This window comes from Roseinatronobacter sp., from assembly GCF_051859525.1.
Taxonomy (GTDB): domain Bacteria; phylum Pseudomonadota; class Alphaproteobacteria; order Rhodobacterales; family Rhodobacteraceae; genus Roseinatronobacter.
Map to the genome: position 1 here is coordinate 39,116 of NZ_JBHYFM010000016.1, position 25,742 is coordinate 64,857.

The window sequence follows — 25,742 nt, forward strand, 5'->3', positions numbered from 1 at the left end:
CCGTCGGGAACCAAAGCCCCTGCTTGTGCATTTGTGAATATACCCCTGAAAGGAGTGAAAAGATGGAAACCCCAACCCTGCTTGTCCTTCTTGCGCTGTTCACGCTGATTTGCGTTGTTATCTTCGCGGCAATCAGCAAACGAAAGACCGAGGAGCGGCGGCATGATCCGGCTGTTGCGAAATCCTCGCTGGCAACCGACAGCCCCGGCAAAAGCGCTGTCGAGGCATTGGACCGTCATTGAACCCGCGCCCTCAGGCGCAAGGTTCCCGTTTGTTGAAAGAGAGTTCAGATGCGTATCGCTAAATTCTATGCTACAACAGCCCTGACAGTTTGCCTGGCATCGCCCGCATCAATGACGTGGGCGCAAACCAGCATAATGACAGACGAAGATCTGTCCCGACTTAGCCCGCTTGCGCAAATGTGCATCGCCAACCCGCAAGGCGAAGATTGCGGGCCGGTGCTTGATGCCGTCAGTGATTGCGCCGCAGACATGAATGCCGTGCAATGCGAGGTTCTGTTCGACGATCCGGATGCGGTTTTTGCCTCGCCAGAGGAAACAGAGCGCGCACAAGAGCTTCTGCGCCAGATCGACGATGAGATGGCAGCGCTGGACGGAACTGAACCCGAGGCGGAGGCCGAGGTCGAAGCGGAGGCGGAGGCGGAGGCCGAAGCAGACACAGGGCCTGTTGATATGGTCACCGACCTGATTGACGATGCGACAGACGCGGTGGAAGGGCTGGCCGAAGAAGTATTGCCACCAGATGAAGACCCCGCGCCGGACGCGCCCGAAGCGCAGGACATGACGCCAGAGGATGAAGCGCCTGCGCCTGCCGAACAACAGGCGGAGCCAGCGCAAGACGACACGCAGCCGGATGACGCGGCAGAAACTGCGGCAGCGATGCAGCGCGCCCTTGAAGAAGAGGCGGCAGCCGCCGAGCTGGAAGCCGAGGCAGAAGCAGAGGCAGAGGCAGAGGTCGAAGCGGAAATCACAGCCGACGAAGGCACCACAGCCGAAATCGATGAAGCCGCAGAAATCGCGCAACAGGAACTGGAAGCAGAGCGCGCGCGCCTGCTGGAAGAAGCCGAAGCGCAGGCACAGGAAGCGCCCGAACTGGTCATCGAGGAGGCACCGGAAGAAGAACTTGTTGCCCCTGCCGACGCCCCGCGCGAACTGGACGCCGACCAGCAGGCGGCAATCGACCGTATGCTTGAAGACCCAAGCGTGTCATCCGCAGTTGGCCTTCTGGGGGCAATGCTGGGCACGCAGGACACCACCGGCCAGACGGACGCACCCGACGATGCACCCGCTGCGGCAACCATGGCGGCGCGCGACGAAGACGCGGACGCAGACCCCGACGCAGACACCCCGGAGGTCAGCGAGGAACGCATCACAGCCGCGCAAACCCGCAGCAGCCGCGATGATTTTGAATCTCGCCTTGCGCTGGATTTTGACACGGATGCGCAGGCACAGACCCAACGCAGCAGCAGCAACCGCCGCGATCTGGAACGCGCGGGTCTTGCCGCACTCGGGGCGCTGGCTGTGGGGATGGTCATCAACCAGAACCGCGTTGTTGCGCGGTCTGACGAACGCGTTGTCGTGGATCAGGGCGATGGCCAGTTGCAGCTGTGGCGCGATGATGACGCCATCTTGCTGGAGGACGGGTCCACCCGCCGGATCGAACGCTACAGCGACGGGTCCACACGCACCCGCTGGGAACGGCTGGACGGCACGCAAATTCTGACCATCCGCGATGCAACAGGGCGTGTGCTGCGCCGCGATCGCGTGCTGCCTGATGGCACAATCATCGAACTGGTCGATGACACCCGCGCGGTGCAGGCGATTGACGTGTCGGTCCTGCCGCCGCCGCGCACGCGCGAATTGCGCATCACCCAACGCACCGACCCTGAACTGGCGCTTGCGCTGCTGCGCGAAGCAGAGGCAGAGGCCCGCGCACTGGACAGGGAATTCTCGTTGCGGCAGATCCGCGAAATCCGCGAACTGCGCGAAACCGTGCCACTGCTAAGTCCGGACCCGATCACGTTTGAAACCAACCGTGCGAATGTCCGTTCCGAGGAAGCCTCGAAACTGTTGCAGGTGGGGCGCTTGATGGAACGCCTGATCGCGGACAACCCGCGAGAGATTTTCCTGATCGAGGGTCACACCGACGCCACTGGCCCTGCGGCCTTCAATCTGGCCCTGTCGGACAGGCGGGCTGAATCCGTGGCACTGGCGCTGACCGAATTTTTCGACATTCCGCCGGAAAATCTGGTCGTGCAAGGGTATGGGAAACGCTATTTGCGCATTCAGACCTTGCAGGCCGAAGAACGCAACCGCCGCGTTGCCATTCGCCGGATCACACCACTTCTGGGCCGGTAGCACCACCAAAACAAGACGGCAGGCCAGTTTGGACTGGCCTGCCGCTTTCGCAATTCATCCTGCCTTTATGCCAAGGGCAAAAGGGGCCTACGCCTCGCCCCACAGGTCCTGTGCGACCTTGACCACCAGTTCCAGTTTGCGCTTCTGGTCATCTTCAGTGATCTTGTTGCCATGCTCGGTCGAGGCGAAACCGCATTGCGGGGCAATGCCCAACTGGTCCATATCCACGAATTTTGACGCGGCATCGAACTGGCGGCGCAGGGAATCCATGCTTTCCAGTTCAGCGGTTTTGGTCGTGATGAAACCCGGCAACACGCGTTTCGTGCCTTTCGGCAGCAGGGCCAGCGGTTCCAGCCCGCCTGCGCGGTCGGTGTCATATTCCATGAAATAGACATCAACACTGGTGCGGTTGAAAATGGCATCTGCCGCCGCATCATACCCGCCAGTCGCCACAAAGGTGGACTGGAAATTGCCACGGCACATATGCATGCCGATGATCATATCGGACGGGCGGTCCTTGATGGCATCTTCCAGCATGCCGGCATATCGTTCGATCAGCCAGTCAGGATCCTGCCCCATGGCCGCACGGATGGCACGCTGTTTTTCGTCGCCCAGATAGGCGAAGAAAATGTCATCCAGCTGCAAATACCGGCACCCCGCCGCATAGAACGCATGCACGGCCTTCTTATAGGTCGCGGCGATGTCGGACATGAACAGGTCCTGATCGGCATAGGGGGCGTGTTTGTTGTTTTCGGGGGTCACCCGAAAATGCACAGCGGACGGGCCGGGAATGGAAATTTTCGGGCAAACCTTGGTCATCTGCGCAAGTTTGCGAAAATGCTCCAGCATGGGGTGGTCGGCGGGAAAATCCAGCGGGGCCGTGATCTGCGGCACCTGCGAAACAGTCGCCCCCTTGAACCCCAGCGCATCGCTGCCGGTTTCAATAATGTCCAACCCGTCCAGCATACCCATGAAATCATAATGCCAGAAGGCGCGGCGCGCTTCGCCATCGGTGACGACGTTCAGGCCGACATCTTCCTGCATGGCGACAAGGGCCGGTATCTCGCGGTCTTCAATGCTGGTCAGGTCTGCGCCAGTCACACCAGCCTTGCGGGCGTCTGCGATTGCCGCAGGGCGCAACAAGCTGCCCACATGGTCGGCGCGAAATGGCGGTGTAGCGGTGGTTGTCAAGGTTTCATCCCTTTTTCGGTTTCCGGTGGCGCGGGCGGGTCAGGGCAGCGCGATATCCGCCCCTGATCCTGCCCGCAGCACATGCCTGTTTGCACAGGGGGTGCACTGAATTGTTAACCCGCGTAACACACATGGAACAGGCCACAATGTCAATATGGGGCCAGCGGCGTCAGGGCGTGCCAGAACCGGCGCGCAGCGCGGGCAGGCCCACGCCCACAGCGTCAAACCCGCCATCCACGGCAATCGTCTGGCCGGTCACATAGCTGGCCTTGTCCGAACACAAGAAGGTTATCATCTCTGCGATCTCGGTTTCGCGGCCATAGCGGTTCAGCGGGATCGCGTCATGATAGGCGGCGCGGATTTCGGGCGAATGCACCGCAAGGGCCAGTTTAGTGTCCACAGGACCGGGGGCCACGCAATTGGCGCGAATGCCCCATTCGCCAAGTTCCGCCGCCTGCTGCGCGGTCAGGTGAATAACCGCCGCCTTGGATGTGCCATAGGCCACGCGCAGGGTGCTGGCGCGCAGCCCCGAAATGGACGCGATATTCACAATCGCGCCGCCCTGCGCCTTCAGATACGGAATGACCGCTTGCGATGTCAGGAAAACCCCGTCCAGATTTGTGGCCATCACCTGCCGCCAGATGGCAAGGTCGGTGTCGTCCATCGGGCGAAAATCGGCCACGCCCGCATTATTGACCAGCGCGTCAATGCGCCCGAAACGCCCCGCCACCTGCGTGACCATGGCGTCAACCTGATCCGGCAGCGACACATCGCATTCAAACGCCTGCGCGCCCGTCAGGCCCTGCGCGGCATCATGCAGCGCGGGTGCATCGCGGTCGATCATGGCCACATGCCAGCCCTGTGCCAGAAACAGGCGCGTCGTTGCCAGACCTATGCCGCGCGCCGCACCTGTTACGATTGCTGTTTTCACAGTCATTCAGTTTACCCTTCTGTATCGGAATTTCGTCCTGCCTAGCGCAGCCAGTCCACCAGTATTTGCGACATGGACGGCACAGCCGCCACAATCGCAATGCCCACAAGTGACGCCAGCAGGAAGGGCATGGTGCCGCGCGCGACCTGTTCAATCTTCATGCGGGTGACATTGGCCGCAACATACAGGTTTATACCCACCGGCGGCGTGATCAGCCCGATGGCCAGATTAACCATAACCAGCACCCCGAACCACACCGGGTCCCACCCCATTTCCCGCGCAACCGGCAGGAAGATGGGCAGCGCAATGAACATGACCGTGACAGGGTCCATGAACATGCCCGCCACCAGCAGGATCAGCATGATCACCAGCAAGATGACCCATTCATTCTGGCTAAGTCCCAGCAGCGCGCCGGAATAGCTGCGCACCAGATCATCAACCGTGACGACCCAGCCAAACAGGCTGGCATAGGCGACAATCAACATTACCACCGCAGAGGAGGCCGCCGCCGTGCCCAGCGCATCATATAATTTGCGCAGCGTCAGCGTCCGGTAGGCCAGCGCGCCCACGGCCAGCGCATAGACCGTGGCGACCAGCGCGGCCTCGGTCGGGGTGAAGATGCCGGAATAGATACCGCCCAGAATGACCACAGGCGTCATCAGGCCCCAGAAACTGTCACGGAAACTTAGCCATAATTTGCGGCCGCGCGGCTCCCCCTCGTAGGGTTCGGGCATTAACGCGGCCAGACTGGGTGCTGTTGCAGGCGCCGCGCGCCGCCGCGCGAAAGGCAACACCGCAACCATGGTCAGGGCCATGAATATGCCCGGAATAATGGCGGCAATGAACAGACGCGAGATCGAGGTCTCTGCGATCACCCCGTAAATCACCAACCCGATGGACGGCGGTATCACAATGGAAAACGCCGCCCCCGTGCACACAAGCCCCGCCGCAAAGGCGCGGTCATAGCCGTCTTCTTCCATGCCCTTGATGATCATCGGGCCAATGGCCGCAACAGATGCGGGGCCGGACCCGCTGACCGCGCCCCAGAACAGGCACACCACGGTTCCCACAACGCCCATTCCACCGGGCAACCCGCCCACAGCCACGCGGAAGAACCGGATCATGCGTTCGGCAATGCCCAGACTGCCCATCAGCGTGCCCGCCAGAATGAAAAACGGGATCGCCAGCAACGAGAATTTTGTAATGCCCGTGGCAATCAGGTCGCCCGCAAGTTCCAGCCCGAACCCGATTTGCCACATCGCATAAAGCGCAGACAGGCCCAGCGCGAACGCCACGGGCAGGCGCAAGGCCATCAGCAGGAAAAAGATGATGATCATCTGTGTGCCTGCGGATGATATGCCAAACCATTCAAACATCAGGCATGCCCCAGCTGTCCTTGCCGCGCAGCACATCCCATGCGTGTTGCAAATAGCGCAGAATAATCAGCCCGAACCCGAAGGGTATCGCGGCCTGATAGTACCATGCCGGAATTCCCAGCGCATAGGACCGCATGCCAACGCGCTTGATATTCATCATGGCATCCCATGAAAACCACGCCGATAACGCAAGCATGCCCACAGACAGCAGCACCGACAGAAGGAACACCGGCACCCAGAACGGGCGCGGCAACAGGTCATGCACAAGTGTAACCGCCAGATGCTCGCCCCGCCGTGCGGCAAGGGCTGCGCCGAAAATGGTCAGCAGCAAAAACCCGTTGACCAGAAGTTCCTCGCTGGCGGCAAAGGACAGGTTGGTGCCATAGCGCACAACGACATTCGCAAACCCCAACAGGGTCATGCCCAGAAACAGGATTGCGCAGATGATTTTTTCAGCGTCTCGCAAAAGAAAACGTATCACCTGCCGCACCCCCCGCCGCGCCTGTAAGTCCCATGGCCCAATACAGGGCCACGGGACAGATTTAAACCTTAGTTTGCTGCGGCAATCGCGTCCTGAAACGCACCCACGATTTCATCGCCCACACGCTCGGCCCATTGGTCGAATGCGGGTTGCGTGGCTGTGCGGAAGGCATCCAGTTCTTCAGCGCTTGGTTCATAGACTTCCATGCCCTGCTCGCGCAGGAATTCGATCCCTTGCGCAGTGCCGTCGCGGGTAATCTCGCGCTGGTATGCCATGGCGTCCTGTGCGGCTTCACGCAGAATGGTCTGCATGTCGGCGTCATAGCTGTCCCATTTCGCCTTGGAAATCCCAAGGAAAATGGGGTCATAGGAATAATGCCATGCCGTCAGGTATTTCTGGACCTCATAGACCTGCTGGGGAATGATCACGGCGCCAATGGGGTTTTCCTGACCATCGACAACACCCTGTTGCAGCGCGGACATGGTCTCGCCCCATTGCATCTGCTGCGGGTTCGCGCCCAGTGCGTTCATCACGTCGATATACATAGGCCCTGCCACGCGCATGTTCAGCCCGCGCAAATCTTCAGGGGTGCGGATGGGACGGACATTGTTGGTCACTTCGCGGAAGCCGTTTTCGCCCCATGCCAGCACGACAATGCCTTTTTCCAGCAGGATATCAGCCAGCATCTCGCCGGGTGCGCCTTGGGTTGTGGCGTCCACCTGTTCATAGCTGGAATACAGATAGGGCAGCGAGAAGACCGCCATTTCCGGCACCAGCGGGGTCACGTTGATGGCCGATGTCACCACCAGATCCAGCGCGCCACGGCCAACCATTTCGGCCTGACGCATCTGGTCGCCACCCGAAAGCTGCGCATTGGGGAAGACGCGCACATCCAGCGCGCCATCCGTGCGTTCGGCCAGCAATTCGCCGAATTTTTCGGCGCCCTGCTGCCATGTTGTCGTGTCGCCCGTGTTATGTGACAGGCGCAGGGTTTCCGCGCCCGCCGCGCCAAGGCCAAGCATACCGGCCAATGCGGCAGCAAGTGCTGTCCCGCTTACGCGTGCAAATGTCATGTTCTCCTCCTCTTGGTGTTCAGCGGCCTGCGCCATGACGTTGCACAAACCGGACCCTGAATAGCGTTCATATAGTGGACCGTTCATTTTCATGATTGCAAGAAAAACTTGCAACCTTCATCAGAAAAAATAACAATACCCCAAACAAACGGGTCATCACCACAGATCCTATGCAAGCACAGGTTCACATTATGAAACACGACATGGCAGAACCCGCGATTGGCGGCGCGCAAAGCGTTGATCGCGCGCTGTCGCTGCTGGGTCTGATCGGGCGGCATTCCGCACAGGGCCTGACGCTGTCGGCGCTGGTCGGGCAGTCGGGGCTGAACAAGGCCACTGTGCGCCGCCTTCTGCTGGCCCTGATGCGTGCGGGGCTGGTGGAGCAGGCCACCGAATCGCGCGCCTATCATCTGGGCGAGGAAGCCTATCTGCTGGGACTGATGGCGCAGGGGCGGCACGGGTTGCTGTCACTGGCCATGGACAGTTTGCAACGCCTTGCGCGCAACACGGGGGACGCCGCGTTCCTGTCCGTGCGGCGGGGCTTGTATTCCGTATGCCTGCACCGCGAGGATGGCGCGCACCCGATCCGCACCTATGCCCTGATGCCCGGCGCGCATCATCCACTGGGGGTGGGGGCGGGGTCGCTGGCCATGCTGGCTGCCCTGCCCGACGCGGAAGTGTCGGATATCATGACCGCGATCAAGGACGAGCTGCAAGACTCCTACCCCCGACTTGGTCCGGATGATCTGCATGCCCAGGTCGCGCGCACGCGCACTGACGGGTATGCCATGAATCCCGGCCTGATATTCGAGGATTCATGGGGGCTCGGCGTGGCATTGCACGGGCCGGACGGGCGGTTGGTGGGCGCCCTGTCACTGGCCGCCGTCGAAAGCCGCATGCGAGAGCCGCGCCGCGCCGAATTGTTGCACAGCCTGCGCATGGAAGCGCGCAAGATCGAACAGAAGCTGGCGCAAGGCAGCACCCGAAGCCATGAGAACAAGGAACAGATAACATGACACGCGCACAGATCATTGGCTGGGGCCATACGCCTTTTGGCAAATCCGACCACCCCGACACCGAAACCCTGATGGCCGCCGCCATTGCCCCCGCGCTGGACCATGCGGGCGTTGACGCGGGTGATGTGGATGGCATTTTTGCAGGCGTTTTCAACAACGGCTTCGCCAAGCAGGATTTTCAGGCGGCCCTTGTGGCCATGGGGGACGCGCGTTTTGCCCATACCCCCGCGACACGGTTTGAAAATGCCTGCGCGACAGGGTCGGCGGCGCTGCATGGGGCCATGGATTTTATCGAATCAGGGCGCGGGAATATTGCCTTGGTGGTCGGCGCCGAGAAAATGACCGCCACCCCCACCGCCGATGTGGGTGATATTTTGCTGGGGGCCAGCTATCGCGCGGAAGAAGCCGGTATTGACGGCGGCTTTGCGGGATTGTTCGGCACCATCGCCAATTCTTACTTCCAGCGCTATGGCGACCGGTCCGAAGAACTGGCCATGATCGCAGCCAAGAACCACGCCAATGGCATGGCCAACCCCTATGCCCATATGCGCAAGGATTTCGGTGTGGATTTCTGCAACACGGTATCAGATCGCAACCCGCGCGTGGCCGGACCCCTGCGGCGCACGGATTGCTCGCTCATCTCGGACGGGGCGGCCGTGCTGGTGCTGGCCAGCGCGGAAGTTGCGGCCACAATGCCCCGCGCAATCGGGTTTCGTGCCCGCACGCAAGCCAATGACATCATGGCGCTGTCACGCCGCGATGTGCTGGAATTTCGCGGTGCGCGCATTGCATGGGCCAACGCTCTGGCGGCGGCAGGGGTCACATTGGAAGATCTGGACCTTGTCGAAAGCCATGACTGTTTCACCATCGCGGAAATGCTGGAATACGAGGCCATGGGCCTGGCCGAGCAGGGGCAGGGGCACCGTGTTATCCGCGACGGGATCACGCGCAAGGACGGGCGGCTGCCTGTCAACCCGTCCGGCGGACTGAAATCCAAGGGCCACCCGATTGGGGCAACCGGCGTATCCATGCATGTGATGGCCGCAATGCAGCTGATGAACGACGCGGGTGACATGCAGATCAGGGACGCAAACCTTGCGGGGGTGTTCAACATGGGCGGTGCGGCGGTCGCAAATTATGTGTCCATCATGGAGCGCGTGAAATGAAGGACGACCTGTCGGCGGGTGTAACCCCCTATTCCACGCGGGTGATGAACCTGTCGCATTTTCTGACCGAAAGCGCGCGCAGGCTGGACAAGGCTGTTGGCATTGTATGGGGGGACAAGACATGGACATGGGCGGAAATGGACGCCCGCGCCAGTGCCTTCGCGCATGCATTGACGAATGAGTATGGCATAGTCAAAGGCGACCGCATTCTGGTACAATCCGCCAATTGCAACCAGATGCTGGAAGCGATGTTCGCCTGCTGGCGCATTGGCGCAGTCTGGGTTCCCGCAAATTACCGCCTGCCCCCCGATGATCTGGCAGGGCTGGCGCAATCATCCGGTGCGCGCGCGTTGATTTGCGGCGCACAATTCCCCGACCATGCGCAGGCCTGCGCCAGTCTGGTCGATTTCACCATCGCAATCGATTCCGCGCCCTTTGCGCAGGATTATGATGCGCTGGTCGCGCGCCATATGGGCCAGATCCCTGCCCCTGTTGCGGTGCAACGCGACGATCCGGCATGGTTTTTCTTTACCTCCGGCACAACGGGCAAACCCAAGGCGGCAGTGCTGACACATGGGCAGCTTGCGTTTGTGGTGACAAACCACCTGTGCGATTTGATGCCGGACACCGGCCCTGATGACGCATCGCTTGTGGTGGCACCCCTGTCGCATGGCGCAGGAATTCACCAGCTTGCGCAGGTGGCGCATGGGGTCAAGACAATCCTGCCCGCAGGTGACAGCTTCGACCCCGCCCAGATTTGGGCGCTTGTCGCGCAATGGCGGGTGACCAACATGTTCACCGTGCCCACGATCGTCAAACTGCTGGTCGAACATGACGCGGTGGACCAGCATGACCATTCCAGCCTGCGCCATGTCATTTATGCAGGCGCGCCGATGTACCGCGCCGATCAGGTGCGCGCGTTGCAAAAGCTGGGGCCGGTTCTGGTGCAGTATTTCGGACTAGGCGAGGTGACAGGGAATATCACCGTGCTGCCACCCTGCCACCACCATCTTGATGACACGGTCATGCGCATTGGCACATGCGGATTTGCCCGCACCGGCATGCAGGTCCAGATACAGGACGCGCAAGGCGCAGAAGTGCCTTTCGGGCAAACCGGCGAGATTGCGGTCATTGGCCCTGCGGTTTTCGCGGGGTATTTCAACAACCCTGACGCCAACGCGAAATCCTTTCGCAACGGCTGGTTTCTGACAGGTGATCTGGGCCATATGGACGCGCAGGGCTTTGTCTATCTGACGGGGCGTGCGTCTGACATGTATATTTCCGGCGGTTCCAACATCTACCCGCGCGAGATTGAGGAGAAGCTGTTGCTGCACCCCGACCTGTCGGAAGTGGCGGTTCTGGGCATTCCGGACCCCGTCTGGGGCGAGGTGGGCATGGCGGTTTGCGTGCCGCGCACAGGGGCCGCACCTTCAGCCGAAGCGCTGCTGGAATGGCTGGGTCCGAAACTGCCACGCTACAAGATGCCGCGCCATATGGTGTTATGGGATGCGCTGCCAAAATCCGGATATGGCAAGATCACCAAGAAAATGATCCATGATGAATTGCTGACGCGCGGGGAACTGCCCGCACCCCCCACATGACGCGCCCTGCCTTGCGCCGCATAACCCATCCGGGCCAGCCTGCACAGGCGCGTGATGCGGCGCTGCCCTGCCATGCGCGGCCCGTGACGCTGGCATTGCGCGCGGGCACGAATGTGACGCAGGCCATAACCGACGCGCTGGCGCAGGCAGGGGTTCAGGCGGCCTATCTGCGGCTGGACGGGGCCGTGCTGTCTGCGCTGTGTTTTGTTATTCCCGCCCCTGCCCCGGGGGACGGGCATGCGGCATGGTACAGCCGGACCTATGCCCCCGCACAGCCCGTGCGCCTGTTGCATGCAGGCGTGCATGCGGGCTGGCGTGACGGTGCGCGGTTTCTGCATTGCCACGGTCTGTGGGACGGGGCCGCGCCCGAACCTGCGATGGGGCATGTGCTGTGTCCTGATACCGTTCTGGCCGCGCCGTATCAGGCAACGGGCTGGGCGATCTGCGGGGCGGGCCTGTCTGTGGCGCATGACCCCGAAACCGAATTTTCCCTGTTTCAGCCGCAATCATCGCCGGATGATTCAGCGCAAAATGCAATTCTGGCCACCCTGCGCCCCAATCAGGATATCGGGCAGGCACTGGAACGCATAGCCGCGCGCCATGGCATGGAAAATGCCAGTATTCACGGCATTGGCAGTCTGGTCGGAACCTGTTTTCAGGGCGGCGGGAATATTGACAGCTACGCCACTGAAATCCTGATCCGCGATGGCAGGGTGCAGGCGGGCAAGGTCGCGCTGGATGTGGCCTCGGTAGGGTTTGACGGGGTTGCCCGCACAGGGTGGCTTCGCCCTGATGTGAATGCGGTTTGTGTCACTGCGGAACTGCTGTTGATCAAGGACCGCGCCTGAGCGTGCGTTTGGTTTGTCGCTGGCGTTGGCGGCTGGATCAAGCCCGCGCCATCGGTGGGCCGGGGTCTGCCGATCCGGCGGTATAGGGATGCACTTTATGCAGGCGGCATATCCCGACTTTCATGCCGTGGCATCTCGCTGGTAAAATCGGCAGGCCGCGGGACGGCCCACCGATGGCGCGGCGGGCTGCGCCCTTGATTCCGCGCCTTTGGAACTTCCCAACGCCCCTTTCAGACCGATGCCCCGATCAGTCCGCAACCCTGAAAACGTCGCCATGCGCCACAGACTGCCCGCCGATACGCAAAGGATCGCGCGCGCCTTCCGGCAACACAAGTTGCAGCGTGTCAGACGCGAACGCGCGTTGACCTGATACTGTCACATCAAGGACAGGCTGCGCGCCGTCCCGCGACAGTGCAAACTGCATGACGCAATGATTGCCCGCCAGCGCGTCCGCATTATCACCGGCATCGTCATAGCTTTGTGATATGTGCACGCCCTGATCAGGTGCGGGGAACACCGCCGCCACACTGGCCGCAGCGTCAGAGCGCGCGCCCTGCTGCGCCATTGGCAAAACCGCGCCCCCACGCACGAATAGCGGGATACTGTCCAGCGACACCGCAAGGTCCAGCCATTGCCCGCCCGCATGCCAGGTGCCGGTATGGAAATTCCACCAGCCGGTAGCATTTCGCGGCAGATACACACGGCGTTGCCGCGCGCCCTGCTCGACCACGCTGGCCACCAGCAGATCACGCCCCAGCATGAAATCATCGGTATCGGCCAGACATTCGGGGTCATCTTCATGGTCAAGGAAGGTGGGCCGCAGCATTGGTTCACCCGCAGTCACGGCCTGCCACAGGCAGGTATACAGATAGGGCAGCAACCTGTACCGCAGCGCGAATGCGTCGCGGATCAGCGGCAGGACTTCGGGGTGGGTCCATGCTTCGGTCACCGAGCCGTCATCATTCCAGCTGTGAATCACGAAACGCGGATGGAAAATGCCGTTCTGAACCCAACGCAGCAGCAATTCACCATCGGGTTGCGGACCGGCAAAACCGCCCACATCATGCCCGATATTTGAAATGCCCGACAATGCCAGCCCCAGCCCCATCCGGATATTCCAGCGCAGGCTGTGCCAGTTCGTGCGGTTGTCGCCGGTCCATGTCTGGGCATGGCGTTGCAAGCCCGCACAGCCCGCGCGCGTAATCAGATAGGGGCGTTTGTCGGGGGCATGCGCCTTTTGCGCGGCCTCGGACGCCTGGGTCATCAGCAGCGCATGAAGGGGCCGGATCAGTCCCATATCAACAGGCGCGCCGAAGCCGTGGCATTGCGCGTGGTGGTCCCACACCTCGAATTCGTTATTGTCGTTCCAGGTGCTGTCCAGTCCCATATCCAGCAGTGCGGTCGTCACATTGCCTTGCCACCAATCCAGTGTGTCAGGGTTGGTGAAATCCAGATGCGACCCTTTTGCGTCCCAGAACATGGATATTTCGGGCGCATTGGTATCGCTGTCACGAATGAACAGGCCCTTGCCTGCGGCCTCGTCATATCGTGGGTGGTCCTGCAAGAGGCAGGGCTTGATATTGGCGATGATGTGAATGCCCGCATCCGCATAGGCGCGCGCGAACCCCGCGATGTCGGGGAATTTGTCCGTGTTCCAGTTGAACACATAGCGCTTGCCGTTGATCGAGGTGTAGCCCGATGACAGGTGAAAACTGTCGCAGGGTATGTCATGGCTGCGCAAGGCGTCCAGAAAGCCCAGCATCTGTGCCTGTGCATCAGGGGCGTCGGTATAGGCCATGGTGGACCCCGAATAGCCCAGTGACCAGCGCGGCGGGAATGCCATGCCCCCCGTCAGGTGCTGCTGCGCCTTGACCAGCGCAAGGGTGTCAGGTGCCCATGTGAAATAGTAATCAAGATCACCATCTTCGGCACGGAAACTGCGGTAGGGGGCGTGGTAATTGTCCAGCTCATTCCCCAGATCCAGCCAGCAGCCCGCAAGCGTGTCATAAAACAGGCTGAAACTGCCCGCATCGGGCGTGCGCGTCAGGGTAAAGGGGATGTGCTTGTAAAGCGGGTCTGTCGTTTCCGCATTATAGCCCATCGCATCAAGATTGCGCATCTCGAAGCGGCGGCCGGTGCGGTCCAGCGGTCCTGCCTTCTCGCCCAGTCCGAAAACATGTTCGCGCCGGTCGCGGGCCATGAAATGGGCATTGCGGTGGTCGCGCCGCCCCAGCATATACGCCCCTGTCGGGCGGTCCTGCGCCACATCGCGCCATTGCCCGTCAATCATGGCCTGCCAGCAAATATGCAAAGGGGTGCGAATGGTCGCACGCAACTGGCCGGTGGCAATGCTAAGTGTGCCATCGTCTTGGGTCACGTCCACAGCCGGACAGGCAAAGCCGTCGCGCGCATCGCGCGCACGCCCCTCGCGCGGCAGCGGCCCGTCGGGGGCCACGGTCCAGCTGCGCGACAGACGCCATTGCCCGTCCTTGCGCAGGCGGACACGAAACTGCGCATTCTCCAATGCTTCGATGCTCAGGATATGCCGGTCTTCGACCTGCAAGGTCACGGAGCATTCATCCCGCGACAGCAGCGTCCAGTTTTCCAGTGTTTTCATTTATTTAGTATCCCAGCAATAGACGTGGCAGGAACAGGCTGATTTCCGGCACGAAGGTGACCAGCAGCACAATCGCAATCAACACCCCGTAGAATGGCATCATCGGGCGCAGCACTTTGGCGATGGACACGCCGCTGATCGAACAGCCCACAAACAGCGCGGACCCCACAGGCGGTGTGCAAATGCCAACGCACAGGTTGATGGTCATGATGATCCCGAAATGCACCGGATCAATCCCCAGATCATTCATGATCGGCATGAAGATCGGCGTGAAAATCAGCAGCGCGGGCGTCATGTCCATGAATGTGCCGATCACCAGCAAGACAATAACAACCACAAGCAAAATCATGTAGGGGTTGTCCGTCAGCCCCAGCATAAAGCCCGATATCGCACCCGGAATACCGCCAAATGCCATAACCCGCGACATGGCAATCGAACAGCCGATCATCAGCAGCACAATCGACGTGGTGATCGCGGAATCGATCAGGATGCGCGGCAGGTCCCGCAGGCGGATTTCACGGTACCACACCAGCGCCAGCAACAATGCATAGGCCACGGCAATGCCCGACGCCTCGGTCGCGGTGAAAATACCGCCCACAATGCCGCCCATGATAATGACAATCAGCCCCAAGGGCAGAATTGCATCCCGCGTGGCCGCCAGCGCTTCGGCCATGCTGGGTTTGGGCGCGACCGGATAGCCGCGCTTCTTGGAAATGATCCCCGCCACGACCATCAGGGACAGCCCCATCAGGATACCGGGTAAGTAGCCCGCCAGAAACAGCGCCGCGATCGACGTGCCGCCGGTGATCAGCGAATAGACAATCAGTGTTGTGCTGGGCGGGATCAGCAACCCTGTCGGGCAGGATGCCACATTGGCCGCTGTGGTGAATGCAGGGTCATAGCCTTCGCGCTTTTGCACGGGCGCCATAACGCCGCCCACCGCCGCCGCAGACGCAACTGCCGAACCCGAAATGGACCCGAACAGCATGTTTGCAATGATATTCACATGCACCAGCGCGCCCGGCAACCGCCCGCCCAGCACCTTCGCCAATTCGATCAGCCGCCGCGCAATGCCGCCGCGATTCATGATATTGCCCGCAAGGATGAACAGTGGAATGGCCAGCAGCGTGAAACTGTCCAGCCCCGATGCCATTTGCTGCGCGACAATGAACATGGACTGGTCGAACCCCATGAACAAAAGGAACGTCAGCGCCGCCGCGATCCCGATTGCAAACGCAATCGGCACGCCGATCAGCATCATCAGCCCGAAGGACCCGAACAGGACAAAAATGGCGGTGGTCATGGCTGTACCTCGGTCTGGGATTCGGTTCGGCCGACCAGCACATCATCAGGGTCACGCCACAGGCGGTGCAGGAAATGCACACAGTAAAACACAATCACGCCCCCCGAAAACGGAATAGCGCCATAGACATAGCCCATGGGCAGGCGCAGCGTGGGGGTGATCTGGCCCGATGCCAATGTGCGGCTTGTCAGCGACCAGCCGCCCTTGATCATCACCAGAATGGCAAACCCCGCCACCAGCGCCAGAATCACCACATTCACCAGCGCGCGAATGCGGCTTGGCAACAGCATGGGGACGATATCAATGGCCAGATGTTTCGCGCGCCCGAAGGTATAGGCACCGCCAATCAGCGCCAGCCACATGAACAACAGCCGCGCAAATTCGCCCGTAACCGTGCTGGGGGCTTGCAGGACATAACGCGAAAAGACCTGCCAGACGATGCTGGCCACGATAATCGCAAAGATCACAACTATGATCGTTTCCAGCACTGTATCGACAATGCGTTTCATTTCTGTCCCTCCCTGCGGCGAAACTTGCGCGCGAAGGCATGCGCGCCAGTGGCCGGACCATACCACCGATCAGACTGCTTGTGACAAGATCCGATAAATTGGTCAACCAATTTATGAAATGGGTTGACTAATGGGCCTTTTGGTCGTCATCTTGCCCGCCAGAGGGTTCTTGCACCCTTGCGCCCATTTCACGACCACCTAACCAAACCATCGGGAGGAAGATACCATGGCCCAACTTACACGCACCATCGCACTTGCCACGACCGCAAGTCTGGCATTCGGCGCGGCTGCGCAAGCACAAACACTGCTGCGGCTGAACCACAACAACCCCGCCGACCACCCCACGCATATCAGCATGGAATTCATGGGCGAGCGTTTTGCCGAACTGACCGACAATGCCTACCGCATTCAGGTTTTCCCCAACGCCCAGCTTGGCACGCAGCGCGAATCAATGGAACTGGTGCAGAACTGTGCGCTGGAAATGGCGCGGTCGAACGCGGCTGAACTGGAAGCGTTTGAACCGCTTTACAGCGCGATCAACCTGCCCTTCATCTTCGCAAGCGAGGACCACTTCTTCGAGGTTATCGATGGCGAAGTCGGCCAGACAATCCTGAACGCGTCCGCGGACAAGGGCTTTCTGGGGGTTTCCTTCCTGACCGAAGGCGCGCGGTCCTTCTATGGTGACCGCCCCATCAACAGCCCCGCTGATCTGGCTGGCGTGAATGTACGCGTGCAACCCAGCCCGTCAGCCATTCGTATGGTTGAACTTCTGGGCGGCAACCCCACCCCCATCGACTGGGGCGAATTGTACAGCGCGCTGCAACAGGGCGTTGTGAACATGGCCGAGAACAACCCCACCGCGCTGACCACCGCGCGCCATGGTGAAGTTGCGGACTATTTCTCGTTGAATGAGCACACGATCATTCCGTCGGTTGTCGTGATTTCAAGCTGCGCATGGAACGACATGTCAGAAGAGCACCAGCAGGCGCTGCGCACGGCGGCACTGGAATCGCAAGCGTTTCACCGCGAAAGCTGGGACGCCATCGCGCAGGCATCGCTTGACACCGCGCAGGCCGAAATGGGCGTGACAATCAACACCGTCGAAAAAGGCCCCTTCATTGAAGCCGTGCTGCCCATGCATGAAGAAGTCGCAGCGCAATCACCCGAACTGGCCGCGCTGATCGACAGCATCAAGGCACTTGCCGACTAAGGCACGTTCAAGAACGCCTGAAGCGCCTGTGGCAATTCAATAAAATGCCCGGCCGCTTCAGGCCCATAACAAAAGGTTTCGGGGGATAACCGGCATGCTGGAACGATCAACCATAGGAGAGAACGCGCTTCAGGCCCTGCATGATGAAGATTATGCAGCGCCCTTTGACACGCGCGCCCTGACGCATAAGGGGCTTCTTTTTACAGGTGGACGTGACGCGCAATCGCTGGATGGGGACTGGAATTTCTGCGTGGACCTGCTGGATACAGGTCTGCGCCAGAAATGGTTTTCCATGCTGCCCGCCGCCCCCGAAAACCGCACCGAACCGTGGGATTATGACCCCTATATGGGCGAAACGGTTGCAGTGCCTGCCAACTGGCAAATGCTGAAGGAAAAATGGTATTTCTATGAAGGCAGCGCCTGGTATACCCGCGCGCTGGACCACAGCCCCCGCGCGGGTCGGCGCCAGATCCTGCGCATCGGGGCCGCACAATATGACTGCAAGGTTTTTCTGAACGGCAAGTTTCTGGGCAACCATCTGGGCGGGTCCACCCCGTTTTGCGTGGAACTGACCGATGATTTGCAAGACGGCCGCAACTGGCTGATGCTGTGCGTCAACAACGCCCGCACGCTGGACCGCGTGCCGATGCGCAATACCGACTGGTTCAACTATGGCGGCATATACCGCGAAACGCAGCTGTTTGACCTGCCCGCCGCGTTTATCCGCGACATGGGCCTGCGTCTTGGCCCTGACGGGGCGTCCATCGTGGTCGATCTGGAAATTGACGGGGCGGATCATGGCGATGTGCAACTGTCCATCCCCGAACTGGGGCTGGATCAGGCCATTGCGGTCGTAAATGGCCACGCCAGCGCGGTCATTCCCGCCCAGCCCGAATTATGGTCACCGGACACTCCAAAACTTTATGATTTGCAGGCCCGTTTCGGCGATGATCTGGTCAGCGACCGCGTGGGGTTCCGCACCATCACACGGCAGGGCACCGATATCTTGCTGAACGGAGAACCCGTCTGGCTGCGCGGTATTTCGGTGCATGAGGATGACCTGACCCTTGGCAAGGTCACGACCGAGGATGATTTGCGCGCGCGTTTCCAGCACGCCAAGGAACTGGGCTGCAATTTCCTGCGGCTGGCGCATTACCCCCACCATGAACGCGCCGCCCAACTGGCGGATGAACTGGGCTTCATGCTGTGGCAGGAAATTCCGGTATACTGGGCCATCGCCTTCGACAATCCCGCAACCTATGCCGACGCGGAAAACCAGCTTCTGGAACTGATCCGGCGTGACCGCAACCGCGCCAGCGTGATCATCTGGTCCATCGGCAATGAAAACCCCGATACGGATGCGCGGCTGTCCTTCATGCGCGCCTTGGCCGATGCCGCACGCCGCGCCGATGACACCCGCCTGATTGCCGCAGCCTGTCTTATAAACCACACCCGCAACCGCATCGAGGACCGGCTGGCAGAACATCTGGACGTGATCGGGATCAATGAATATTACGGTTGGTATGACGAAAATATAACAGACCTGATCGAGATCGGCCGCAATTCGGCCCCCGACCGGCCTGTCGTCATCTCGGAAACAGGCGCGGACGGCGCAATCGGCAAAGGGGCGCCTGAAACGGGGCTGTTCAGTGAAGCTTATATGACACAGGTTTACCGCCAACAAATCGAGATTTTGCGCGACCTGGACTATGTCAAGGGCATGTCCCCATGGATTCTGTATGATTTCCGCGTTGAACGGCGTCAGAATATTTTCCAGAACGGGTTTAACAAAAAGGGCCTGATTGCCGCTGACAAGCGCACCAAGAAAGAAGCCTTCGGGGTGCTGGCGCAATTCTATCATGCGCGCGCAAGGGGGGAAATCTGATGGCGCGTGCCGCAAAGCGCTATCAGGAAGTGGCAGAAGGGTTGCGCGCGCTGATCGTGCAGGGCGGCTACGCCCCCGGCGACCGCATCCTGACCGAACGCCAGATCGCCGAGCATTTGCAGGTCGGGCGTTCTGCCGCCCGCGAAGCGATCCTGCTGATGGAAATCGAAGGTGTGCTGGAAGTGCGCAAAGGGTCCGGCATCTACTTGAAGGCAATGGAAAACAGCACTCCCAAAGGGGATGCGAATGATATCGGCCCGTTCGAGTTGATTCAGGCCCGCCAGTTGCTGGAAAGTGCAGTGGCCGGACTGGCCGCATCAACCGTGACCAAGGCCGATATCGTGCGCATGCGCGACGCGCTGGAACTGGAACGCAGCAATATTGCAAGCGGCGCACAGGATTATTCCGGCGATGAATTGTTCCACCGCCTGATCGCCGAGGCGACGCAGAACAGCGTTCTGGTGGAAACGGTGAACGGGCTATGGGAAAAACGCGAAGGCAGCCGCATGTGGGCACGCCTGCATGAGCGTATATTCGTCAGTGACTACCGCTTGCGCTGGCTGGATGACCACAGCGTCATTCTGTCCGCCCTGCAACGCCGCGACCCCGAAGCCGCACGCCGCGCCATGTGGCAGCATCTTGAAAATGTGCGCGTAACCTTGCTTGAATTGTCAGATGACGAAGATCCCGGTTTTGACGGATATCTGTTCGATTCAAGCGAAGTTTCCAAAGTGTTTCGCTGACTGGTTTTGACCCAGAGGATACCTGAATATGGACTATACTTGGCGCTGGTTTGGCCCCGACGACCCTGTTTCGCTTGCCGATGTGCGGCAGGCGGGCGCAAACGGCATTGTCACCGCCCTGCACGGCATACCCAATGGTGTGGTATGGCCGGTTGACGATATCATGGAGCGCAAGGCCATGATCGAAGCCGCCGGCCTGCGCTGGCAGGTTGTCGAAAGCATACCTGTGCCCGAAGCCATCAAACTTGGCACTGACGGCTGGCAGGATCTGGCGGATATCTGGGCCACATCGGCAATGAATCTGGCACGATGCGGGATAACGACGATCTGCTATAACTTCATGCCGGTGCTGGACTGGACGCGCACGCGCCTGCGCCATGTCATGGATGACGGGGCGGAATGCCTGCGTTTTGACCGTGTTGATCTGGCGGTTTTCGATGTATTCATCCTGAAGCGCGCCGGTGCAGAAGACGATTACAACCCCGAAACCCGCGCCGAGGCTGCGCGCCGGTTCACTGCGATGGATGACGCCGCGCGCACTGCGCTTGTGGACACCATTATCGCCGGGCTGCCGGGGTCCGAAGAAAGTTACACGCTGGACGCATTCCGCGCGCAGATCGGCCAGTATCAGACCATCAGCGCCGCACAATTGCGCCAGCATCTGCAACAGTTTCTGGACCGTGTCATTCCCCAACTGGCGGGGTCTGGCGTGCAACTGGCCATTCACCCCGATGACCCGCCGCGCGCCTTGTTCGGCCTGCCGCGTGTCGTCTCGACCGCCGATGATCTGGACGCGATTGCACAAATGCACAGCGATCCGGCCAACGGGTTCACGTTTTGCGCGGGGTCGCTGGGGGTTCGGGCCGATAATGACCTGCCTGCCATTTTGCGCAAACACGGCGAACGCGTGTATTTCCTGCATCTGCGCAATACGCTGCGCGATCCGGTATCGCCGCTAAGTGACGGGATCACGGGCGAGAGTTTTCAGGAAGCGGCCCATCTGGCTGGCCATACAGACATGACCGCGCTGGTGGCCGAGGTGTTGCGCATCGAGGATGCGCGCGGCCGCCCCCTGCCCTTCCGCCCCGATCATGGCCATGCCTTGCAAAGCGATCTGCGCAGCGACTACCGCCCCGGATATTCCGCTGTCGGGCGTTTGCGTGGAATGGCGGAAATCCGTGGGCTGGAACACGCCCTTCGGTGGTCAGGCCAACGCTGAGCGCGCCACAGCACCGCCTGCGCCGTGGCGCGGGCGGTCCAGCATCAGGGTTCGGGAATCGCCGATACAAGATCCTCGATGACATGCGACACAAGTTGTTGACGGCTGCTGAGTTCGGATTTCCGGAAAATGGACGACAACTGCGATTTGACCGTCGATTCCGTCGTGCCGCGCAGGCGCGCAATTTCAGCGTTTGAAAAACCCTTGATCACCAGAATGGCAACATGTCGTTCAGTCGGCGTCAGTTTCCACGACTCGAACTGGCGGTCGACATAATCGTAAAACTGGCCCGCAGCCGCCTGCAACTGGTCATTGATCCGCGTTGCACGCCGCGATCCGATACTTAGCAATATGACGCTGCTGATAACCCCGAATAACAACCCGAAACTGGACAGGATTTCCAGCAATTCCTGAACTTCCCATGGCACCCACAGAAACTGGATCAGAAACAGTTCCGACAGGATCTTGATCATAAAGAAGCCCGCGCTGGCAATCTGCACCAGAAGCACGATCACAATGAGGGCAACAACCTGCCAGCGGAAGCCATACATTACATATCGTCCCGTAAATGCCGAATGACGCTGCGCTCAGGGATTAGGAACAATCCTGATACCTCCAGAGTGGTTTTCCAAAAGTTCTTCTATCGGAATAACAGGGATGACCTGCGGCTGCACGCCGTTCCGGCCAAAGGTTTCCACAACGGCATCCCGCAAAATGCGCCCGTTTGCGCGGCTGACAACGATTTCGCGCCTGTGACTGTTATTGTCGGCCCATATCCGAAGCCTGTTCAACCATGTGTTGGACACTTCGACAATCGTGTAGCCACGTTGATCAAGCGTTTGCAGAACGGCTGTGTAATGGTTACTGCCGTCGCGGCCAACTATACGCTCAACGTCTATGATACTTAACCCACGCGATGTATCGCTGGCTGCCGGTGTGACAGCAGCCAGGAAAATCAGCATTGTCAGGGCGGAAAAATGCTTCACTCAAGCCACTCCAGCGCAGGTCGGCAGCACAACCTGACCATATTCGACGCAAACAGGGGACGCAAGTTCATGCAGCGCGGAACCGCATGGCACTGTTGCCAACGGCACTTTCGATAGCCAGCGCCACCGAGACGCAATCGCACGGCAACCGCACGGATGCATCCGCTATAACCCCGCGCGCCATTGAAAAATCATGTCTGGCAAAAGACCCGCTGCCGATGACAACCGGCGTGTCGGGCGAACGCTTGCGAAATGCGATAAGTGTTTCCACAGCCTGTGTCGTTGTGCCCAGTGTATCGATATCCACCACAAGCAGGGCTTTCTCGAAGCCGAACCCTTCGATGGCGCGCTCGGCACTGGCGAAATCCCCGACCGAGACGATCGACAGCGCTGGCGCTGCAATTTTCGTCACCAAACCGAAAAGCGGGCGCGACTGCCCTTCGACCACATAGATACGGCGGTCCTGTACCAGATGGGGCGCAACGAAATCAAAACTGACAGCAATTCCTTGCGAACGGTCCCTGACGGCCCGAAGCTGGTGCGCCTCTGGTTTGGCATAGCCAAACCGCGCCAGAAGCCGCGACAGCAATCCCTGCTCGACCGCGCCTTTGCGGTAGCCGCGCGAAACATGGGTGTCATGGAACAGGGTCATGCGTCACCCCGCGCTGCTTTGGTGGTGGACAGGTACAACATGATTGCACCGGCAAGATAGAACCCGCTGCCACCGGCAATATATGCCAACATGACCACACCAAGTGTTTTGCCCAGCGCGAAGGCAGTTGCCGCGCCCAGAAACGCGCCGATCAGCGCAAGCAACATCAGCAGAACCACCGCCCTGCCCCGTTGCGGCTGCGGATGGTATGCGGTAGAAATGTCGTAACTGGCCGTCGTGATCATGGTCGCACCCCGTCGCTAGTTAGATGTCAATCTGCACTACCGGTGGGCAGCCAGAACCTGACACATACTGCGATTGTGACGACGCAAAGGAATACCCCATTGGTATGATCCAACCCTGATAGCACCATAGTCGGGGCTGCCGTTGGATCGATTTGCAGTCCTGTTATATGCATGCGGCCGCAATATTCAGGCGCGGCCGCCATGCGCGCGCAACCGGCAGGATTTGCGTGTCTGCGTCAGGCAGGCGCAGATCAGCGTGCCAGCGCGGATTGCAGACTGGCCTGTGTGGTGTTTATGACGATGCCCTGCGATGTGGCACGCCCGCCAGCCGTGGTATATTCAACACAACCGCCACCCGCCGCCGCGCCGGGATCGACCGAAACGCGCACCCGCGTCAGTTCCGTGCCGGTAACATAGGCCCCGACGACAACACCAAGGAAAGTGTTATTTGCATCCAGAACCGCAACACCGTTCAGCACATCATAATTACCTGCGCCAGAACACCGGCTGGCCGGTCTGCGCCGCTGTGTGACTGGAATGGCATTGATATCAAGGAATGGCTGGCCCGGTATTGCGCCCACTGGTGTCCCGCCAGATACCGGACCCGTGGACGGTGAACCCGGCGTGCCGGGGGCCGTGCTGCCAGAGGGTAGGACATTTACCTCGGCACTTGTACCGCCTAGCCCGATCGATGCACCGGCCGTGCTACCACTCGATCCGCCTGTACCTTCCGCTGTAACCGCACCACCGGTAGCCGTTTCGGTTGCGCCGCCAACTGCGTCAACAACTGTATCCACTTTACTCGTGAGTGCACTGCCCACTCCGCCGAGTAAACTACTTGCCTGCGCACCGATCGGACATAACGCAACGGCCAGAACCGCGGCGCATGGCATGTTGCCAAGCCGAAGCCCAAGTCCTGCACATGTTTTGCTCTTCAGTTCGTGACGTTCCATATCCATGACCCCTGATCGCCAAATGTGACTGTTCTTTGCTGCACCGGCGCTGGCGGACCGTGAAAACCAGATGGAATTGTTCCTGCACGGCAATGGCGCTGCTGCGACCATTTACTTCGGGGTGGTTACGTCTGTTCGGCCGTGCCCCGATCATCACTCGGACGACTTAAAGGGTCGCTATAACGGACCCTTCCGCACCTATGGACTATGCATGTCCGACCATCGACAGGTCAATAGGAATTGTAGATTGCATTTTCATGGTGCATGCTACGGATATGGCTACGCATGCAAAATATTTTGCTATTTCAGACCAATCAAGATGTCGACGCCCCAAGATTGGCTTCGGCGGGTTTGGTGGGTCTACGGCTTTAAGGACTTCCCCCCCGCTTCGCCGGTTCCAGATGCCAGCGCGTCACGGCCATTCAGAATTAGCGGAAGCAATAGCGCTGTGCAGTGCGGCTGCGCGACAGAGCTGCTGGCCCTGCCATGGACCCGTCCGCCTTTCGTCCGGACCACGGCAATGAATAGGACGAAGCTGGCGCAAAATCTCGCCATACACCCAAGGTCGGCCGCAAGGTGATTCTAACAATCGGGAACTTTTACCGCCATATTTCGCAAGTTTCACAAATTTCCAGCCACAATCCGGACCAATAATTTCAACACAACGGGGTCGTATAGCGGAAATCCATAGCACGTTTTTTCATATCTTGGTCTGATCCACATACACCTTTAGTGCTATTTCCGTTTTATTTCAACGCGTTGCAAGACCGCTACCCTTTGCCGAAATCAAGAAACTGTGTATCCCTCAATGCATGGGGTGATCGCCAGTAAGCGAACAGGGCGCTGCGGGTTCGGGTGCATAGCTGCGTTTTCACGACACTCTGTACAGGGCCAGACTGGCAAAACAGAAATTTCAGTTTCGACGGATCGGGAGATCGGACATGCAAAGCAAATTTTCGAACGCACGGGCCAAATCCGGCCATTCATCACACAGGACTTGGGTTGCTGCAGCTGCGCTGCTGGGCGCGACAGCGTTGGTGCAACCAGCGCACGCGCAACTGCTGGGCGGTGGGGGCGGCGGCCTTCTGGGGGGCGTGACTGACACTGTAGGTGGTGTCGTTGGCGGTGTTACAGACACCGTTGGCAGTGTCGTTGGCGGCGTAACCGGCGGTGGGTCTGGTGGCGGCTCTGGCGGCGGCGGTGGCCTTGGTGGCGCGCTTGGCGGTGTTACAGATGCTGTTGGCGGGCTGACCGGTGGCGGCAGCGGTGGTGGGTCCGGTGGGGGGTCCGGTGGGGGCGGCACTGCTGGTCTTACAAGCACTGTTGACGGCGTGGTCGACACAGTCGGCGGCGTAACCG

The 25,742-nt window shown here is 60.0% G+C and carries 24 protein-coding genes; 12 read left to right on the plus strand and 12 right to left on the minus strand.

Annotation, left to right across the window (positions count from 1 at the left end):
• Window positions 1-62 precede the first annotated feature (62 nt).
• Window positions 63-242, plus strand: coding sequence for a hypothetical protein (locus tag ACTIE1_RS12105; protein ID WP_439562577.1), 180 nt, complete (start codon window positions 63-65; stop codon window positions 240-242).
• A 135-nt stretch (window positions 243-377) separates the two neighbouring features.
• The gene (locus tag ACTIE1_RS12110) at window positions 378-2,378 is read left to right on the plus strand and encodes an OmpA family protein (RefSeq protein ID WP_439562576.1); all 2,001 of its coding nucleotides are present in this window, start codon (window positions 378-380) and stop codon (window positions 2,376-2,378) included.
• Window positions 2,379-2,465: 87 nt separating this feature from the next.
• On the opposite strand, the gene ACTIE1_RS12115 is transcribed toward ACTIE1_RS12110, so the two are convergent.
• The 5 genes from ACTIE1_RS12115 to ACTIE1_RS12135 all read right to left on the minus strand — a co-directional run bounded on the left by ACTIE1_RS12115 (window position 2,466) and on the right by ACTIE1_RS12135 (window position 7,430).
• Window positions 2,466-3,569 carry a 5-methyltetrahydropteroyltriglutamate--homocysteine S-methyltransferase gene (locus ACTIE1_RS12115; RefSeq protein ID WP_439562575.1) on the minus strand — a complete coding sequence of 368 codons (1,104 nt, stop codon included), beginning with the start codon at window positions 3,567-3,569 and terminating at the stop codon, window positions 2,466-2,468.
• Between the two features lie 169 nt (window positions 3,570-3,738).
• Entirely contained in the window at window positions 3,739-4,506 is a 768-nt protein-coding gene (locus tag ACTIE1_RS12120; RefSeq protein WP_439562574.1) for an SDR family NAD(P)-dependent oxidoreductase, read from the minus strand.
• Between the two features lie 35 nt (window positions 4,507-4,541).
• Window positions 4,542-5,876 carry a TRAP transporter large permease gene (locus ACTIE1_RS12125; RefSeq protein ID WP_439562573.1) on the minus strand — a complete coding sequence of 445 codons (1,335 nt, stop codon included), beginning with the start codon at window positions 5,874-5,876 and terminating at the stop codon, window positions 4,542-4,544.
• Entirely contained in the window at window positions 5,869-6,357 is a 489-nt protein-coding gene (locus ACTIE1_RS12130) for a TRAP transporter small permease (RefSeq protein WP_439562572.1), read from the minus strand. The genes ACTIE1_RS12125 and ACTIE1_RS12130 overlap by 8 nt, the downstream gene beginning before the upstream one ends.
• Before the next feature lie 68 nt (window positions 6,358-6,425).
• On the minus strand, window positions 6,426-7,430 hold the full coding sequence (locus ACTIE1_RS12135) for a DctP family TRAP transporter solute-binding subunit (protein ID WP_439562571.1): 1,005 nt from the start codon (window positions 7,428-7,430) through the stop codon (window positions 6,426-6,428).
• A gap of 191 nt (window positions 7,431-7,621) precedes the next feature.
• Here ACTIE1_RS12135 and ACTIE1_RS12140 point away from each other — a divergent pair, with 191 nt between their 5' ends.
• From ACTIE1_RS12140 to ACTIE1_RS12155, 4 genes are read left to right on the plus strand one after another with little or no spacing between them, the layout of a single operon-like run.
• On the plus strand, window positions 7,622-8,446 hold the full coding sequence (locus tag ACTIE1_RS12140) for an IclR family transcriptional regulator (protein ID WP_439562570.1): 825 nt from the start codon (window positions 7,622-7,624) through the stop codon (window positions 8,444-8,446).
• Window positions 8,443-9,612 carry an acetyl-CoA acetyltransferase gene (locus ACTIE1_RS12145; protein WP_439562569.1) on the plus strand — a complete coding sequence of 390 codons (1,170 nt, stop codon included), beginning with the start codon at window positions 8,443-8,445 and terminating at the stop codon, window positions 9,610-9,612. Before ACTIE1_RS12140 ends, ACTIE1_RS12145 begins: the two co-directional genes overlap by 4 nt.
• Window positions 9,609-11,213 (plus strand): acyl-CoA synthetase, encoded by a 1,605-nt coding sequence (locus ACTIE1_RS12150; RefSeq protein WP_439562568.1) that lies wholly within the window; start codon window positions 9,609-9,611, stop codon window positions 11,211-11,213. Before ACTIE1_RS12145 ends, ACTIE1_RS12150 begins: the two co-directional genes overlap by 4 nt.
• Window positions 11,210-12,061: a hypothetical protein gene (locus ACTIE1_RS12155; RefSeq protein ID WP_439562567.1), complete on the plus strand. Its 852-nt coding sequence runs from the start codon at window positions 11,210-11,212 to the stop codon at window positions 12,059-12,061. The genes ACTIE1_RS12150 and ACTIE1_RS12155 overlap by 4 nt, the downstream gene beginning before the upstream one ends.
• A gap of 247 nt (window positions 12,062-12,308) precedes the next feature.
• Here the strand turns inward: ACTIE1_RS12155 and ACTIE1_RS12160 are convergent, their stop codons facing one another.
• Genes ACTIE1_RS12160 through ACTIE1_RS12170 form a run of 3 tightly spaced genes read right to left on the minus strand, consistent with a single transcriptional unit; the run spans window position 12,309 to window position 16,490 of the window.
• A complete protein-coding gene (locus tag ACTIE1_RS12160; RefSeq protein ID WP_439562566.1) occupies window positions 12,309-14,678 on the minus strand; it encodes a TIM-barrel domain-containing protein in 2,370 nt (789 codons plus the stop codon).
• A 4-nt stretch (window positions 14,679-14,682) separates the two neighbouring features.
• A complete protein-coding gene (locus tag ACTIE1_RS12165; protein ID WP_439562565.1) occupies window positions 14,683-15,981 on the minus strand; it encodes a TRAP transporter large permease in 1,299 nt (432 codons plus the stop codon).
• Window positions 15,978-16,490 carry a TRAP transporter small permease gene (locus tag ACTIE1_RS12170; protein ID WP_439562564.1) on the minus strand — a complete coding sequence of 171 codons (513 nt, stop codon included), beginning with the start codon at window positions 16,488-16,490 and terminating at the stop codon, window positions 15,978-15,980. The genes ACTIE1_RS12165 and ACTIE1_RS12170 overlap by 4 nt, the downstream gene beginning before the upstream one ends.
• A gap of 226 nt (window positions 16,491-16,716) precedes the next feature.
• Here ACTIE1_RS12170 and ACTIE1_RS12175 point away from each other — a divergent pair, with 226 nt between their 5' ends.
• The 4 genes from ACTIE1_RS12175 (at window position 16,717) to uxuA (ending at window position 21,547) form a co-directional block, all read left to right on the plus strand.
• Window positions 16,717-17,700 carry a TRAP transporter substrate-binding protein gene (locus ACTIE1_RS12175; RefSeq protein WP_439562563.1) on the plus strand — a complete coding sequence of 328 codons (984 nt, stop codon included), beginning with the start codon at window positions 16,717-16,719 and terminating at the stop codon, window positions 17,698-17,700.
• A gap of 94 nt (window positions 17,701-17,794) precedes the next feature.
• Window positions 17,795-19,585, plus strand: coding sequence for a glycoside hydrolase family 2 protein (locus ACTIE1_RS12180; protein WP_439562562.1), 1,791 nt, complete (start codon window positions 17,795-17,797; stop codon window positions 19,583-19,585).
• Window positions 19,585-20,328 carry an FCD domain-containing protein gene (locus tag ACTIE1_RS12185; protein WP_439562561.1) on the plus strand — a complete coding sequence of 248 codons (744 nt, stop codon included), beginning with the start codon at window positions 19,585-19,587 and terminating at the stop codon, window positions 20,326-20,328. The genes ACTIE1_RS12180 and ACTIE1_RS12185 overlap by 1 nt, the downstream gene beginning before the upstream one ends.
• A 28-nt stretch (window positions 20,329-20,356) precedes the next feature.
• Entirely contained in the window at window positions 20,357-21,547 is a 1,191-nt protein-coding gene (gene uxuA / locus ACTIE1_RS12190) for a mannonate dehydratase (RefSeq protein WP_439562560.1), read from the plus strand.
• A gap of 44 nt (window positions 21,548-21,591) precedes the next feature.
• Here the strand turns inward: uxuA and ACTIE1_RS12195 are convergent, their stop codons facing one another.
• Entirely contained in the window at window positions 21,592-22,098 is a 507-nt protein-coding gene (locus ACTIE1_RS12195) for a helix-turn-helix transcriptional regulator (RefSeq protein ID WP_439562559.1), read from the minus strand.
• A gap of 24 nt (window positions 22,099-22,122) precedes the next feature.
• Here ACTIE1_RS12195 and ACTIE1_RS12200 point away from each other — a divergent pair, with 24 nt between their 5' ends.
• Window positions 22,123-22,455 carry a hypothetical protein gene (locus ACTIE1_RS12200; protein ID WP_439563420.1) on the plus strand — a complete coding sequence of 111 codons (333 nt, stop codon included), beginning with the start codon at window positions 22,123-22,125 and terminating at the stop codon, window positions 22,453-22,455.
• A 145-nt stretch (window positions 22,456-22,600) separates the two neighbouring features.
• Here the strand turns inward: ACTIE1_RS12200 and ACTIE1_RS12205 are convergent, their stop codons facing one another.
• The 3 genes from ACTIE1_RS12205 to ACTIE1_RS12215 all read right to left on the minus strand — a co-directional run bounded on the left by ACTIE1_RS12205 (window position 22,601) and on the right by ACTIE1_RS12215 (window position 24,011).
• A complete protein-coding gene (locus ACTIE1_RS12205) occupies window positions 22,601-23,185 on the minus strand; it encodes a hypothetical protein (protein ID WP_439562557.1) in 585 nt (194 codons plus the stop codon).
• Entirely contained in the window at window positions 23,182-23,430 is a 249-nt protein-coding gene (locus ACTIE1_RS12210; RefSeq protein ID WP_439562556.1) for a hypothetical protein, read from the minus strand. The genes ACTIE1_RS12205 and ACTIE1_RS12210 overlap by 4 nt, the downstream gene beginning before the upstream one ends.
• Before the next feature lie 251 nt (window positions 23,431-23,681).
• Window positions 23,682-24,011 (minus strand): hypothetical protein, encoded by a 330-nt coding sequence (locus ACTIE1_RS12215; protein ID WP_439563421.1) that lies wholly within the window; start codon window positions 24,009-24,011, stop codon window positions 23,682-23,684.
• 1,313 nt (window positions 24,012-25,324) lie between these two features.
• Between ACTIE1_RS12215 and ACTIE1_RS12220 the strand changes: the two genes are divergently transcribed.
• The coding region (locus ACTIE1_RS12220) for a hypothetical protein (RefSeq protein ID WP_439563422.1) at window positions 25,325-25,742 on the plus strand (418 nt) is incomplete at its 3' end.